The organism is Streptomyces sp. NPDC052023 (genome assembly GCF_044548465.1).
GTDB lineage: Bacteria > Actinomycetota > Actinomycetes > Streptomycetales > Streptomycetaceae > Streptomyces.
The window spans coordinates 682,809-697,761 of the sequence record NZ_JBIUBW010000001.1 but is presented as its reverse complement, the minus strand read 5'-3'; the positions used below and the strand labels follow the sequence as shown (position 1 = coordinate 697,761).

Genomic DNA, 14,953 nt, shown 5'->3' with positions numbered 1-14,953 from the left:
GCCGGGCAGTCGCCGCACCGCTCAGGCCGCCCGTACCTCGTACGCCTTCACCCGCACCGTCTCGTCGTCCAGGCACTGCCCGGAGAGCAGGTCGAAGCGCTGCTTGAGCAGGGGGGAGGCGACGAACGGGCGGCCCAGGTGGGTGCCGGTCAGGCCCCGGGAGAGGACCGCCGCGCCGGTGAACGGGTCGCGGTTGCCGATCGCGTACAGACTGCCGCCGCGGTCGCGGAAGACGGCGACCTGTTCGCCGTCCGGCAGCAGGGCCGCCACTCCGCGGCCGGGGACGAGCAGATGCAGGTCGCAGACCGTGAACCAGCCGCCGGCCAGCTGGAGCTGGACCTTGAGGTCCGTGGTCTCGGGTGCCAGGGTCATCGCTGCGCGGTTCCTTCCAGGACGTCTGCCGCACGGTGCATGCCGATCGACAGCAGCGGCAGGTCGGGCTTGATCTGGTCGCGTTCGGGGACGAAGGCGACGACCGGGTCGGGAGTGTCGGGCGCGTTCACGAAGGAGACGAAACGGGCGAGTTTCTCGGGGTCGCCGATGGTCTCCGCCCACTCGTCGCGGTAGTGCGCGACATGGGACGCCATCAGCCGCTCCAGCTCCTCGCAGATGCCGAGGGAGTCCTCCACCACCACCTCCCGCACGTGGTCCAGGCCCCCGGGGACGCGCTCCAGCCACGTCGACGTGCGCTCCAGGCGGTCCGCCGTACGGATGTAGAACATCAGGAAGCGGTCGATCAGCCGGATCAGCTCGGCGTCCGTGAGGTCCTGCGCCAGCAGGTCCGCGTGGCGGGGAGTGGCCCCGCCGTTGCCGCCGACGTAGAGGTTCCAGCCGTTCGACGTGGCGATCACGCCGAAGTCCTTCGACTGGGCCTCCGCGCACTCCCGGGCACAGCCGGAGACCGCCGACTTGAGCTTGTGCGGGGAACGCAGGCCCCGGTAGCGCAGCTCCAGGTCGATCGCCATCCGGACCGAGTCCTGGACGCCGTAGCGGCACCAGGTCTGCCCCACACAGGACTTCACGGTGCGCAGCGACTTGCCGTACGCGTGGCCCGACTCGAAGCCCGCGTCCACCAGTCGGGCCCAGATCAGCGGCAGTTGCTCGACGCGTGCGCCGAACATGTCGATGCGCTGCCCGCCCGTGATCTTCGTGTAGAGGCCGAAGTCGCGGGCGATCTCGCCGATCACGATCAGCTTCTCCGGGGCGACCTCACCGCCGGGGATCCGGGGGACGACGGAGTACGAGCCGTTCTTCTGGAGGTTGGCGAGGAAGTGGTCGTTGGTGTCCTGCAGGGCCGCCTGCTCGCCCTCCAGGACGTAGCCTCCCGCGCCGATCGCCGGGGCGAGGGAGGCGATGATCGAGGCGACGGCCGGCTTGCAGACCTCGCAGCCGTCGCCGCCCCGGGCGCCGTCCCGGCCGTAGCGGTCCAGCAGGTCCTGGTACGACGTGATGCGCAGCGCCAGGACGATCTCGTACAGCTCCTCGCGGGTCTGCCCGAAGCAGCCGCACAGGCCCTTGTCGACCTCGACGCCGCTCGCCTCCAGTTCGGCGGTGACCAGCTGACCGAGCACCTTGACGCAACTGCCGCAGCCCGTACCGGCCTTGGTGCACTTCTTCACCTCGGGGACGGTCACGCACCGGTGGTCCGTCACCGCTCCCCGGACGGTGCCCTTGGTGACGTTGTGGCAGGAGCAGATCACCGCGTCGTCGGGGAGCGCGGACGGGCCGAGCTGGGCGCCGCCGCCGGAACCGGCCGGCAGCACCAGGGACTCGGGGGCGACGGGCGGGACCGAGCCGGTGAGCGCGCGCAGGGTGCCGTACGCCTCCGCGTCACCCACCAGGATGCCGCCGCGCAGCGTGCCGTCGCGGCCGACGACCAGCTTCTTGTACAGGCCGCTGCGGGAGTCGGAGTAGACGACGTCGAGGCAGTCGCCGCCGGTGCCGTGCGCGTCGCCGAAGGACGCCACGTCCACGCCGAGCAGTTTGAGCTTGGTGGACAGGTCGGCGCCGGTGAAGGAGGCCTCGTCGGCCGCGATCGTCGCCGCCGCCGTCTCGGCCTGCTCGTAGCCCGGCGCGACCAGGCCGTACACCCGGCCGTCCACCGCCTGCGCGCACTCGCCGATCGCGAACACGTGCGGGTCGTCGACCGTGCGGCACCGCTCGTCGACGCGGATGCCGCCGCGCTCGCCCACCGCCAGACCACAGTCGCGGGCCAGCTGGTCGCGGGGGCGGACACCGGCGCTGAAGACCACCATGTCGACGGCGAGTTCGCTGCCGTCGGACAGCTTCATGCCGGTCACGGCGTCCGCGTCGTCCGTGATGATCTCCTGGGTGCCCGTGCCGGTATGGACGGTCAGGCCCATGCCCTCGACGGTGCGCAGCAGGGCCGCGCCGCCGCCGTCGTCGACCTGCACCGGCATCAGGCGCGGCGCGAACTCCACGATGTGCGTGGCGAGCCCGAGGCCCTTGAGCGCACCCGCGGCCTCCAGGCCGAGCAGCCCGCCGCCGACCACCGCGCCGGTCCGGGCCCCGCCCCTCGCGTACTCCTCGATGGCGAGCAGGTCCTCGATCGTGCGGTACACGAAGCAGCCCGCCGCGTCCTTGCCGGGGACCGGCGGGACGAAGGGGTAGGAGCCGGTGGCCAGGACCAGGACGTCGTAGTCGAAGACCTGCCCGGAGCGGGCGGTGACCTTGCGCGCCGCGCGGTCGATCGTCTCCGCCGGGTCGCCGACGCGCAGGTCGATGCCGTGCCCGTCGATGAAGCCGCTGTCGGCCAGAGAGAGGTCCTCGGGCGTCCTGCCCGAGAAGTACGAGGTCAGCTGGACGCGGTCGTAGGCGGGGCGCGGCTCCTCGCAGAGCACGACCACGCGGTGCGTGGCGGTCAGGCCGCGCTCGGCGAGCGCCTCGAGGAAGCGCTGGCCGACCATGCCGTGGCCGACGAGCACGATCGTGGGGGTGGCCCCCGGGGTGGCGGACATTCAGGAGCCTCCATCGTGGGTGAGCAGGTGGAGCAGGGGGCCGTCGCCGGCAAGCGGTTCGGCTCCCTCCCAGGCGCGGGCGAGCGCGCCGACGGTGCCGAGTTCGCCGACGAGGACCCCGCCGACCAGCCGGTCGTCGCGGACGACGACCTTGCGGTAGGTGCCCCGGGTGGCGTCGGCGAGCTGCACGACGTCGTCTCCCGGGCGGGGATCGGTCTCCCCGAACGCGGCGAGGTCGAAGGGGGTCAGGCCGGCGAGGGTGAGGCGGGTGAGGGCGCGGGTGCCGGTGTAGCGGGTGGTCGCGCTGCCGGTCAGCAGCCCGGCGAGGATGTCGGCCTGGTCGAGCGCCGGCGCCGCGAGGCCGTACAGGGTGCCGTCGTGCTGGGCGCAGTCGCCGATCGCGTGGATGTGCGGGTCGGAGGTGCGCAGCTCGTCGTCGACGAGGACGCCCTCGCCGACCGTGAGCCCTGCCGCCCGGGCGAGTCCCGCGCGCGGGCGGACACCGCAGGCGAGGACCACGAGGTCGGCGTCGAGGGCGTAGCCGTCGGCCAGCTCGACCGAGCGGACCGCGCCGGCGACGACCCGTACGTCCCGCACCCGGCACCGGGTGTGCACCTCGACGCCGAGGCCCGCCAGATGGCGCCCGACCAGCTGGGACGCGGCCGGGTCGAGCTGCCGTTCCATGAGCCGCTCGGACTGCTGGGCGAGCACCACCTGCGCGCCGCGCACGGCGAGCGCGCGGGCGGCGGAGACACCGAGGAGGCCGCCGCCGATGACCACGGCGCGGGCGGAGGGCCGGACCGCCTTGGACAGGCTCAGGCAGTCGTCCATGGTGCGGAAGGCGTGGACGCCCTCGGGCAGCGCGTCGCCCGGGGTGAACAGTCCCCGCAGGGGCGGCAGCACGGGGTTGGAGCCGGTGGCCAGGACGAGCGTGCCGTAGCCGATCACCGAGCCGTCCGCGCAGCGCACGGTCCGCGCGCCGCGGTCGATCCCGGTCACCCGGGCGCGGACCAGCTCCGCGGGGGCGGTGAGGGCGGGCAGGGAGATGACGTCCGGGTCGTACCGGCCGGCCAGCACCTCGGCGAGCAGGACCCGGTTGTAGGGGCGGTGCTCCTCCTCGCCGACGAGCAGCGCGGGCGTGCCGAGCTCTCCGAGCCGCCGGGCGAGCCGTACGCCCGCGAGGCCGGAGCCGATCACCACCACACGCGTAGTCGAGGTCATGCACCGCAGCGTGCGCGGCGGGTGTTACCCGGCCGCATCCCCCCTGTTTCCCCCGAGGAACGCTGCCCTCAGCACGGGCCGGCGGTGGGTGTGAGGGGATCGGGCGGTGGGGTGTCAGGGGGTGTGCGGCGCGGAGGTGGGTGGGGCGTCGGGGGTGTGGTGCGGTGCAGGGTGTGGGGCCTGCGGGGGGTGCGGGGACCACCGGGGGCGGGCGGCTGGACGTGTGGGGCGGGGCTGGGGCTGGGACCACGCAGGTGCGGTCGGCGGGGAGGGTGAGGGCAGCGGAGGTGAGGGGACGCAGGGGTGTGGGGGCGGGCTGGGTGTGAGGACTGCGCAGGTGCGGCGGGGCCGCGTAGGTGTGGGGCGGTGGTGGGGGTGAAGGCGGCGGGCGGCGGGCGGCGGTGCGCTGGTGGGATGCGGGCGGCGGTGCGGAGGCGGGACTTGGGCCGGGGCGGGGGCCGGGGCCGCGTTGGTGTGACGCGGTGGAAGGGGTCAGGGGAGCGGGCGGGTGACGCGGCGGGAGGGGTCAGGGGAGCGGGCGGGTGACGCGGCGGTGGGGTGAGGGCCGCGGGAAAGGGCAGGTGGGCGCGGGATAGGGTCCCGATCATGCCCGACATACCCCTCGCCATGGTCGCCGTCCTGTGCCTCGCCGCCCTCGCGGCCGGCTGGATCGACGCCGTGGTCGGCGGGGGAGGCCTGCTGCTCCTCCCCGTGCTGCTGCTGGGACTGCCCGCCGGCACCCCGGCCGCGTACGCGCTCGGCACCAACAAGGCCGTCGCCATCGTCGGCACGACCGGCGCAGCCGTGACGTACGCCCGCAAGGCCCCCGTGGACGTGCGTACGGCGATCCGCATCGGCCTCGCCGCGCTGGCGGGCTCCTCCGGCGGCGCCTTCTTCGCGGCCGGCATGAGCACGGAGGTCCTGAAGCCGCTGATCATGGTGGTGCTGCTCGCCGTGGCGGCCTTCGTGATCCTCAAGCCCGCCTTCGGCACGGCCCCTGCGCCGGGCCCGGTCACCCGGCGCCGCGTCCTCGCCGCGATCGGTCTCGCGGGCGTGGGCATCGGCTTCTACGACGGCCTGATCGGCCCCGGCACCGGCACGTTCCTGGTCCTCGCGCTGACGGCCGTGCTCCACCTCGACCTGGTCACCGCCTCCGCCACCGCCAAGATCGTCAACTGCTGCACCAACGCCGGCGCCCTCGTCACCTTCGCCTGGCAGGGCACCGTGCTGTGGCAGCTGGCCGCGGTGATGGCCGTGTTCAACCTCGCGGGCGGCACCCTGGGCGCCCGCACCGCGCTCAAGAAGGGCAGCGGCTTCGTCCGGGTCGTGCTGCTGACGGTGGTGTTCGCGCTGGTGGCGAACCTGGCGTACGAGCAGTGGATCGCCTAGCCGGTGTGCCCGGCCGCGAGCAGCTCGATCAACCCGGTCGTGTCCTCGTCGCCGTGCCCGGCGGCCAGGCGGCGCTCCATCAGGTTCATGAACGGCGTGAGCAGCTCCGTGCTGACGCCCTGCTCCTCGGCGGTGCGCAGCAGGGTGGCGTTGCCGGCCACCTGCATCGCGAGGTTCGATACGACGTCCTTGGTGTAGTCGCCCACCTCCAGCCTGCCCGCGGTCTCCAGCGCGGCCGGCGCCATCGCGGTCAGCCAGGACACCAGCAGCGGCGCGAACTCCCGCGGCGCGATGTCCTCGCCACGGATCAGCGCGAACGCGTGCGTGATGCCCGCGAACATCCCGTCCATGGCGCTGAGCAGCGCCACGTCGTGCAGCGCGGCGAGGCCGGGGTCCGTACCGACGTAGCGGGCCCCGGCCGGGACGGTGAGGGTGTCGCGGTGCTCCTCGAACAGCTCGGCCGAGCCGCTGTACAGCACGTACGCCCCGGACGCCGGGTCACCGACCATCGGCGGTACGGCCATCACGCCCGCGTCCAGGAAACGGGCGCCGCGGCGCGTCGCCCAGGCGGCGCGGGCACGGCCCTGGCCCGGCGTGCCGGTGGTGAGGTTGACCAGGTCACGTCCGGACAGGCCGGCGCCGGACAGGACCTCGCCCACCGACGCGTCGTCCAGCAGGCAGACGATCACCAGCCGGCCGGCGGCCACCGCCTCGGCCGCGCTCCCGGCGACGGCGGCGCCCTCGGCGGCGAGGGGCTCGGCACGGGCAGGGGTGCGGTTCCAGACGGTGACGGGGTGGCCGGCGGCGAGCCAGGCCCGGGCGAGGGCGGTGCCCATCGCACCGGTGCCGAGAAGAGTGAGCGGGGTCGGGGAAGAGGCGCTGTCAGTCATGGCGTTCAGCCTCATGGAGGGGGAGCGGCCTGCTCAAGTACGTACGTGCGAGTGGGTGGTTACCCGGGGGGAAGCATGCAGGCAGCGGGAAGGCGGGGTGGCCGGACATGACGGCGGGACGACGGCCGGGGTCGTACGTGTGCGGGATCGACGCGGCGATGGACGTGATCGGCGGGAAGTGGAAGGTGCTGATCCTCTGGGCGCTGCACGAGCGGCCGCACCGCTTCGGCGAGCTGCGCCGGGAGCTGCCCGGGGTGACGGAGAAGGTGCTCGCGGCGCAGCTGCGGGAGCTGGAGGCGGACGGCATCGTGCACCGGGAGGTGTACGAGGAGGTGCCACCGAAGGTGGAGTACTCACTGACACCGCGCGGTGAGGCGCTCAACGAGGCGCTGGAGCCGCTCGGGGCGTGGGGGAGGGCCAACGTGCTCGCCGCGTCCCGGGCGTGAGTCACGCGCTGCCCGTGAGATGCGCGAAGACGACGACGTTGCCCTGGTAGCCGGTGCTGCGCGAGTAGCCGCCACCGCAGGTGATCACCCGCAGCTCGGGACGGGACGCGGCGCCGTAGACCTTCTCGTCGGGGAAGTCCTTGGCGTCGTACACCTCGATCGCGTCGACCTGGAAACGCGCCACGCTGCCGTCCCGGCGGTCCACCTCGATGGTGCTGCCGCGCTTCAGGGCGCCGAGGCGGAAGAAGACGGCCGGGCCCTCGGAGTTGTCGACGTGCCCGGCGACGATGGCGGTGCCGGTCTCTCCCGGCGTGGTGCCGGCCTCGTACCAGCCGGCCAGGTTCTTGTGCGCGGCGGGCGGTACGTCGAGGCTGCCGGCCCGGGTCAGTCCGAGGCCCATCAGGGGCGCGTTCACCCGGATCTCGGGGATGCGGATACGGTCCGGCGGGGACGGCGGCAGCCCCGGCGCCGCGGACAGCCGTGTGGCCGGGCCGATCTGCGCCTCGGCGGCCGACGGCTGCGGCGGGGCGGGCGCGTCCCGGCCGTCGGTCAGCAGCCACGCGCCGGCGCACAGGGCGAAGACGGTGACGCCGGCTATCGCGGCGTCACCGGTGTTGCCGTACCTGCCCATGTCGGCCTCCCAGCTCGACTGTTCCACCCGTTCCCCCTCCGGGCCGCGAGGGGCGTCGGACCCGGAGGGGGCGGGGACTTGCGGTACCGGCGGACGGACAGCGGAGGGTGTCCGTCAGATCCCGTCGCCTCTCGCCCGGCGATGCAGGAGCCAGGTACCGCCCGCGCCGGCGACGGCGAGAGCCGCCACGCCGGCCGCGGTCTGCACGGGGTCGGAGCCCAGGGCGCCGCCGACCCCCGTCTTCACAATTCCTCTGGGGTGCACATAACCCCGCGCCGACTCCAGGACGACCACCAGGTCACCGCGGACCTCGGGGCCGCCGGCCGGGCACTTCGCGACGATCTCGTACGTCCCCGGCTGCGCGCTCGGCGGCACCCGGAACTGCCCGATCGCGTCGCCCTCGTGTGTGCTGGGCGCCAGCGTGAAGCGTCCGGCCCCCACCGCGCTGGCGTCGCCCTCCGCCGTACCGTCCTTGCCGCAGGCGGTGGTGTTCACGGTGATGTCGCCGCCGGGCACCACGGTGGACGGGAAGACCTCGAGGCGCCCGCCGTCCGCGCCGTACACGGGCGCGGCGAGCGACCCCGCGGTGGCGGCGACGAGTGCCGTACCGATCAGCAGACGGGCGGTGCGTCGCATCGCTGCTCCTCACGAGCTCTCCGGCGGGCCACGGCCCGCGGCACCCCCATGTGCCGCCGTCGGTCGCATCCCTGCACTTCCGAGGTAAAGGGCATGACGACCGGCCCGCTCCCTGAGGGGCCGTCAGATTTACGGTGCACGGGGTCCCGGGGCCGCTCCGGGCACCCGCACCCGACGGTGTTTCAGCAGGTCACGGCCGTTCGATGAGCGCCGCGGCAAAAGAATCCGAAGGGCGCGAGGCGGAGGTGTGAACGGGTGACCGAGCCTCGCGGGGTGTCTTTCGTGCGCGGCGTGTCCCACGCGGACCACCCGCGTCCGGTGGATGGCCACCCGGTGAACCGCCCGCCGGCGCGAACGGCCGACGAACAGCGAGGCCGGCCGTCTCCGGGACGAGTCGGAGACTCGGGGACCAGGAGACGGCCGGCCGGACCCGCGCAGGGCCGCTCAGTCCACGTTCACCGCACTCCAGGCCGCCCCCACGGCCGCGTACTCCGCGCTCCCCGCCCCGTACAGGTCCCGCGCCGCGTTCAGGGTCGCCGCGCGCGCCCCCGCGTAGTCCGTCGACGAGGTCATGTAGACCGTCAGCGCCCGGTACCAGATCGCGCCCAGCTTGGCCCGGCCGATGCCCCGCACCGTGGAGCCGTCGCAGGTGCTGGAGGTGTGGGCCACGCCGCCGAGGGTCTTCGCGCCACTGCCCTCCGCCAGCAGGTACGCGAAGTGGTTGCCGATGCCGGAGGAGTAGTGGACGTCGAGGCTGCCGGCGGTGGCGGTCCAGCAGTCGGCGGAGAGCCCGTCGCGCGAGGGACGGTCCATGTAGCGCAGCGCCTCGCGCCCGAAGCCCTCGCGCACCACCTTCTCGCCGATCAGCCAGTCGCCCTCGTCGGACGCGTTGCCCGCGTGGAACTCCACCAGCGTGCCGAAGATGTCGGAGGTGGCCTCGTTCAGTCCGCCGGACTCGCCCGAGTACGTCAGCGCGGCCGTCTTGGAGGTCACGCCGTGGGCCATCTCGTGGCCGGTGATGTCCAGGGACACCAGCGGCCCCATGTTCGTGCCGTCACCGTCGCCGTAGGTCATGCAGAAGCAGGTGTCGTCCCAGAAGGCGTTGTTGTACCGGGTGCCGTAGTGGACACGGTTGTACGAGCCCTTGCCGTCGCCCGCGATGCCGTTGCGCCCGTGGACGTCGTGGAAGTAGTCCCAGGTGGTGTCGGTCCCGTACTGGGCGTCCACCGCCACCGACGCCCGGTCCGTCGTCGTGCCGTCGCCCCAGTGGTTGTCGGCGTCCGTGAAGACGGTCGAGGGCGCGCGCACCACGCAGATGGTGCCGAGGAAACACAGGTCGGACCGGTTCGCGGCGTCACCGGTGTAGGTGTCACCGCGCGTAGGGTCCGTCAGCCGGTACGACGTTCCCGCGGCCGTCGTCTCCAGCGGCACCGTCCCGCCGTACAGCGAACGCCCGTCCCCCGAGGCCGACTCCAGCGTGTCCCAGGCGTCGATCTGCGCGCCGCTGCGGGCGTCGGTCAGCACGGTGCGGGCGACCGGGTTGCCCCGCGCGTCCAGGGCCACCGCGTTGGTCCGCCACGCCAGCTTCGGCGTGCCGTGCAGGGCGTCCACGACCAGTTCCGGCTTGGCCGTCAGCCGCTTCAGCGCCTCGCCGAGGCGGGTGGCGCGCAGCGAGTCGGCGGCGCGGCCGGCGGCCTTCGGGGCCGAGAGCAGGGGCGTGACGGACGGCAGGGAGAGGGTGGCGCGGGTGGCCCTGCTCGCCCCGCGGTAGGTGCCGTCCGGCGCCAGGTGGACGACGAAGTCACCGCCGAGGACAGGAAGTTGGCGGTAGGTGCGGTCGTAGCGGACGTGCTGGGTGCCGTCCCGGTCGACGATCACGTCCCGGACCTGTGTCTCCTGGGCGGCGGTGAGGCCCAGGGCGCCGGCCTGCTGCGCGAGGGCCACGGCCGCGTGCTGAACCGCCTGGGCCCGGGTGGGCCGGTCGGCCGCGCCCGCGGTGGTGGGGGAGAGGGCGGCGGCCAGCAGGGCTGCGGTGGCGGCGGTGACGGCGAGACGGGAACCTCGCGCGTGCCGTATTCGACTCATCGGTCTCCTCGGGAAGGCGCCGAAGTGGGGGGCGGCGCGGACGTTCCCCGAGGTTTACGCGATCATGATTTGTCATGTCCATAGACGTCCGGTGTGGGTGTGTGAGGGGTGAGAATCGTTTCTGTGACCCTCCCGTTCTTCGTCTACGGCACCCTCCGCCCGGGTGAGCCCCACCACGGCACGTTCCTGCGCGGCCGCACGCACGCCGAGGAACCGGCCCGCCTCGCGGGCGCGGTGCTCTACGCCGGCCCCGGCTACCCGTACGCGGTGGAGGAACCCGGCTCGGTCGTGACCGGCGCACTGATCACGCCGCTGCCGGACGCCTACGACGAACTCCTCGCCGCCCTCGACCAGTTGGAGGAGTACGCCCCCGGAGACGCCCGCAACCTCTACGAACGCGTCGCCCGTGAGGTGGTCCTGGACGCCGACGGCACGACGCGGCGGGCCTGGGTGTACGTGGCCGCCCCCGCGGTCGCCGCCCGGCTGCGGGCCCGGGGCGAGCGGATCGAGGGCGGGGACTGGCGGCGGCGGTGAACCCGGCGGGCTCAGCCCGCGGCACCCTCCGCCGCCCCCACGGCCTCCACGGCCTCCACCCGAACCGCACACGCCTTGAACTCCGGCATCCGTGAGGTGGGGTCCAGCGCCGGGTTGGTGAGGGTGTTCGCGCGACCCTCGCCCGGCCAGTGGAAGGGCATGAAGACGGTGTCCGGGCGGATGGCGGAGGTGATCCGGGCCGGCGCCACCGCCCGGCCCCGCCGGGACACGACCGCCACCGCGCCGCCCTCGGCCACGCCCAGCCGCTTCGCCAGCCGCGGATGCAGTTCCACGAAGGGCCCGGGCGCGGCCGCGTTGAGCTCGTCCACGCGGCGGGTCTGGGCGCCTGACTGGTACTGGGCCACCACACGCCCGGTGGTCAGCAGCACCGGGTACTCGGCGTCGGGTTCCTCGGCGACGCCCCGGTGCGACACGGGCACGAAGCGGGCACGACCGTCCTCCGTGGCGAAGCGGTCGAGGAAGAGGCGTGGGGTGCCGGGGTGGACGGGCCCGCCGTCGCCCTCCACGGCGACGCCCGGCACCGCGCCCGGGTACGTGCCACCGCCCTCACGGCCGGGGAAACCCTCCGGATCCTCCCCCCGTCCCGGGCACGGCCAGAACACGCCGTTCTCCCGTGCCAGCCGGCGGTACGTGATCCCGGAGTAGTCCGCCGGGGCGCCCGCGGTCGCGCGGCGGAGTTCCCCGAAGACCTCCTCGGGGTCGGTGGGGAAGCCCTTCTCCACGCCGAGGCGGGCGGCGAGTTCGTGCAGGACCTCCAGGTCGCTGCGGACGCCCTCAGGCGGGGTGATCGCCTGCCGGCGGAGCAGCACCCGGCCCTCCAGGCTGGTCGTCGTGCCGCTCTCCTCCGCCCACTGCGTCACCGGCAGCACGACGTCCGCGAGGGCCGCCGTCTCCGACAGCACCACGTCGCAGACGGCGAGGAAGCCCAGGGACCTCAGGCGCTCCTCCACATGCGCGGCGCGCGGCGCGGACACCACCGGGTTGGAGCCCATGAGCAGCAGCGCCCGGATGTCGCCGCCGAGCGCGTCCAGCAGTTCGTACGCGCTGCGGCCAGGACCCGGCAAGGTGTCGGGGTCGACGCCCCACACCTCGGCCACATGCCGCCGCGCCGCCGGGTCGGTCAGCTTGCGATAGCCGGGCAACTGGTCGGCCTTCTGGCCGTGTTCACGCCCGCCCTGCCCGTTGCCCTGACCGGTGAGACAGCCGTACCCGGACAGCGGACGGCCGGCGCGTCCGGTCGCCAGGCACAGGTTGATCCACGCGCCCACGGTGTCCGTGCCCTTGGACTGCTGCTCGGGACCACGCGCGGTGAGCACCATCGCGGCCCGTGGTGCGCAGAACAGCCGTACCGCCTCCCGCAGTTGCGGCACCGGAACCCCGGTGATCCGCTCCACGTACTCCGGCCAGTGCGCCATCGCCGCGGCCCGCGCGTCCTCCCAGCCGGCCGTCCGTTCCCGGATGTAGTCCTCGTCGGTCCGCCCCTCGGCCACGACCAGGTGCAGCAGCCCCAGGGCGAGCGCGAGATCGGTGCCGGGCCGGGGAGCGAGATGCAGGTCGGCCTGTTCGGCGGTCCTGGTGCGGCGCGGATCGACGACGATCAGCGTGCCGCCGTTGTCCTTGAGCTCGGTCAGATACCGCAGCGCCGGCGGCATGGTCTCCGCGAGGTTCGACCCGACCAGGATCACGCACCCTGTCTTCGGGATGTCCTCCAGCGGGAAGGGCAGCCCCCGGTCCAGCCCGAACGCCGCGACGCCGGCCGCCGCGGCCGACGACATGCAGAACCGCCCGTTGTAGTCGATCTGTGAGGTGCCCAGCACGATCCGCGCGAACTTGCCGAGCGTGTACGCCTTCTCGTTCGTCAGCCCGCCCCCGCCGAAGACGCCCAGCGCGTCCGGCCCGTGCGCCGAGCGGATCGAGGACAGCGCGCCGGCGATACGGCCGAGGGCCTCGTCCCAGGTGGCGGGCACCAGCGCCCCGCCTTCGCGTACGAGCGGCGTGGTCAGCCGTACCCGCGACGACAGCACCGCCGGCGCCGTACGGCCCTTGCCGCACAGCGCGCCACGGTTCACCGGGAAGTCCGCGCGCTCGCTCACCTCGACCGTTCCGTCCGGGACGGGCGTGAGGTTCATGCCGCACTGCAAGGCGCAGTAGGGGCAGTGCGTGGGCGTCACGGAGGTTTCCATGCACGTCAGCGTGCGTCGGCCGTATTACGTGCCGCGACGGCTCCTTGTTACACGGGTGCGACGCTCATCTCCCCGCCCGGCCCGGCCCGTCGTGAGGCGTCCGGCACGGGACCGGCCAATTCCGGTCAAGATTCATCAGCGTCGTCATGTGTCCCCGCCCGCCGCCAGCGCCCGCTGCACGCCGGGCTCCCGCGGCCCGAGGAACCGCGGATCAGGCCGGAACACGACGTCCAGCGCGCCCTTTCCCGCCGCGAGGATCTCCCGCACGCCCCCGTAGTACCAGGTCGCGTCGTGCCGCTCGTCCACTCCGACGCCGTACGACACGACCCCCGCCGCCTCGCACAGGGCGACCGCGCGGCGGATGTGGAAGCCCTGGCTGATCAGCACCGCCTCCTCGACCCCGAAGATCTTCCGGGCCCGTACACAGGAGTCCCAGGTGTCGAAGCCCGCGTAGTCGCTGACGATGCGGGCGTCCGGGACGCCGTTGCGCGTGAGATAGGCGCGCATGGCGTCCGGCTCGTCGTAGTCCTCGCGGCTGTTGTCGCCGGTGACGAGCACCACCTTCACCCGCCCCGCGCGGTACAACTCGGCCGCCGCGTCGAGACGGTGGGCGAGGTACGGCGACGGCTCGCCGTTCCACAGACCCGCGCCGAAGACGACCGCGACCGCCGTGCGGGGCGCGTCGGCGGCCGTACGCAGCCGGTCGTCCGTGCCGAGATGCATCCACGTGGACGGCAGCAGCGCGAGCACGCACCCCGCGAGCAGCGCCTGAACCAGCCGCCGCTGCCCGGTCCGGGTGCGCGGCAGACGCGGTCGGCCAATCGTCATGGGGCGCCCTCCCGGTCGGCTCCGACACCTCGGCGACACATCGGTTTCGACACGAAGAGACGCTCCACGAGGCCGCGGGGTTCCGTGACGGTCCTCACGCCCGCCGCCGAAGTCCCTGGTCATCCGGCCTCACACACCCCTGACCCGGCGTGGTGAACCTGACGAAAACACCCGTGACGCGCGCGCAACGGGCAGGCAACCTCGCGGCGCGACGATCGGTTCATGACGGCGTTGCTCCCGCTTCACGACGAGACCGGCCACCTCCCCGGCTCCCCGGCGCTGGTCCTGGTGGCCCACGGCAGCCGCGACCCCCGCACCCTCGCCACGGTCCACGCCCTGCTCGACCGCGTCCGCGAGCTGCGCCCCGGCCTGCGCGTGCACCTCGGCCACATCGAGCTGAACGAGCCCCTGCTGCCCGACACCCTCGCCGCCCTCGGCGACGACGACGCGATCCTCGTACCTCTCCTGCTCAGCCGCGGCCACCACATCAAGCAGGACATCCCCGAGATGGCCGCCGCCGCCCGGGCCCGCACCCGGGTGGCCGCGCCGCTCGGACCGCACCGCCTCCTCGTGGAGACCCTGTGCGCCCGCCTCGCCGAGGCGGGCTGGCGCGGCCCCGTGACGGAGTCCGAACGCCGCTCGACCGCCGTGGTGCTCGCCGCGGCCGGCTCCCGCGACGCCGACGCCGCGACCGACACCGGCCGCACCGCGCGGCTCCTCGCCGCGCGCCTCGGCGTCCCGGTCCTCCCGGCCTATGCCTCCGCCACCTCCCCCACGGTGGCGCAGGCGCTCCGCGCCCTCAGCTCACAAGGCCGTCAGCGCACGGCCCTGGCCTCGTACTTCACGGCGCCGGGCCGCTTCGCGCGGGAGTGCGCGGAGGCGGCGCCGGGCATCACCGCCGCCCCCTTGGGAGCCCACCCCCTGATGGCCCACCTGATACTCACCCGCTACGACGAGGCAAGCTCCACCACCCCGACGGTCCTCCGGCAACCGGCCCCGGCCTGACGTCCTGGGGCGCGGGGACCTGACGTCCCTGGGGGCGCGGGGACCTGACGTGCCTGGGGGCGCGGGGAACTGCGCGACAAGCCACGAACCACCCGCACCCGCCCCA

The 14,953-nt window shown here is 73.9% G+C and carries 13 protein-coding genes; 4 read left to right on the top strand and 9 right to left on the bottom strand.

Going from position 1 to position 14,953, the window contains the following annotated elements; all coding sequences use genetic code 11:
- Positions 1–21: 21 nt before the first annotated feature.
- From nirD to ACIHCM_RS03210, 3 genes are read right to left on the bottom strand one after another with little or no spacing between them, the layout of a single operon-like run.
- Positions 22–372, bottom strand: coding sequence for a nitrite reductase small subunit NirD (nirD, locus tag ACIHCM_RS03220; protein WP_393112284.1), 351 nt, complete (start codon positions 370–372; stop codon positions 22–24).
- Positions 369–2,978 (bottom strand): nitrite reductase large subunit NirB, encoded by a 2,610-nt coding sequence (gene nirB, locus ACIHCM_RS03215; protein ID WP_399888236.1) that lies wholly within the window; start codon positions 2,976–2,978, stop codon positions 369–371. Before nirB ends, nirD begins: the two co-directional genes overlap by 4 nt.
- The gene (locus tag ACIHCM_RS03210; protein WP_399888233.1) at positions 2,979–4,199 is read right to left on the bottom strand and encodes an NAD(P)/FAD-dependent oxidoreductase; all 1,221 of its coding nucleotides are present in this window, start codon (positions 4,197–4,199) and stop codon (positions 2,979–2,981) included.
- 606 nt (positions 4,200–4,805) lie between these two features.
- On the opposite strand from ACIHCM_RS03210, the gene ACIHCM_RS03205 reads away from it, so the two are divergent.
- Entirely contained in the window at positions 4,806–5,588 is a 783-nt protein-coding gene (locus ACIHCM_RS03205; protein ID WP_399888232.1) for a sulfite exporter TauE/SafE family protein, read from the top strand.
- Here ACIHCM_RS03205 and ACIHCM_RS03200 read toward each other — a convergent pair.
- Positions 5,585–6,478 carry an NAD(P)-dependent oxidoreductase gene (locus tag ACIHCM_RS03200; protein WP_399888229.1) on the bottom strand — a complete coding sequence of 298 codons (894 nt, stop codon included), beginning with the start codon at positions 6,476–6,478 and terminating at the stop codon, positions 5,585–5,587. The genes ACIHCM_RS03205 and ACIHCM_RS03200 overlap by 4 nt on opposite strands.
- Positions 6,479–6,585: 107 nt before the next feature.
- Here ACIHCM_RS03200 and ACIHCM_RS03195 point away from each other — a divergent pair, with 107 nt between their 5' ends.
- Complete coding sequence (locus tag ACIHCM_RS03195) at positions 6,586–6,924, top strand: winged helix-turn-helix transcriptional regulator (protein WP_399888225.1); 339 nt, start codon at positions 6,586–6,588, stop codon at positions 6,922–6,924.
- A gap of 1 nt (position 6,925) precedes the next feature.
- On the opposite strand, the gene ACIHCM_RS03190 is transcribed toward ACIHCM_RS03195, so the two are convergent.
- The 3 genes from ACIHCM_RS03190 to ACIHCM_RS03180 form a co-directional block, all read right to left on the bottom strand.
- Positions 6,926–7,555, bottom strand: coding sequence for a class F sortase (locus tag ACIHCM_RS03190; protein WP_399888725.1), 630 nt, complete (start codon positions 7,553–7,555; stop codon positions 6,926–6,928).
- 114 nt (positions 7,556–7,669) lie between these two features.
- Positions 7,670–8,191: a hypothetical protein gene (locus ACIHCM_RS03185; protein WP_399888222.1), complete on the bottom strand. Its 522-nt coding sequence runs from the start codon at positions 8,189–8,191 to the stop codon at positions 7,670–7,672.
- 444 nt (positions 8,192–8,635) lie between these two features.
- Positions 8,636–10,276 carry a M4 family metallopeptidase gene (locus tag ACIHCM_RS03180; protein WP_399888219.1) on the bottom strand — a complete coding sequence of 547 codons (1,641 nt, stop codon included), beginning with the start codon at positions 10,274–10,276 and terminating at the stop codon, positions 8,636–8,638.
- Between the two features lie 123 nt (positions 10,277–10,399).
- Here ACIHCM_RS03180 and ACIHCM_RS03175 point away from each other — a divergent pair, with 123 nt between their 5' ends.
- Positions 10,400–10,810, top strand: coding sequence for a gamma-glutamylcyclotransferase family protein (locus ACIHCM_RS03175; RefSeq protein ID WP_399888217.1), 411 nt, complete (start codon positions 10,400–10,402; stop codon positions 10,808–10,810).
- Positions 10,811–10,821: 11 nt separating this feature from the next.
- Here ACIHCM_RS03175 and ACIHCM_RS03170 read toward each other — a convergent pair whose 3' ends face one another.
- The gene (locus tag ACIHCM_RS03170; protein WP_399888215.1) at positions 10,822–13,014 is read right to left on the bottom strand and encodes a molybdopterin oxidoreductase family protein; all 2,193 of its coding nucleotides are present in this window, start codon (positions 13,012–13,014) and stop codon (positions 10,822–10,824) included.
- Between the two features lie 144 nt (positions 13,015–13,158).
- A complete protein-coding gene (locus ACIHCM_RS03165) occupies positions 13,159–13,842 on the bottom strand; it encodes a vancomycin high temperature exclusion protein (RefSeq protein WP_399888213.1) in 684 nt (227 codons plus the stop codon).
- A 222-nt stretch (positions 13,843–14,064) separates the two neighbouring features.
- Here ACIHCM_RS03165 and ACIHCM_RS03160 point away from each other — a divergent pair, with 222 nt between their 5' ends.
- Complete coding sequence (locus ACIHCM_RS03160; protein WP_399888211.1) at positions 14,065–14,847, top strand: sirohydrochlorin chelatase; 783 nt, start codon at positions 14,065–14,067, stop codon at positions 14,845–14,847.
- The last annotated feature ends 106 nt before the right edge of the window (positions 14,848–14,953 follow it).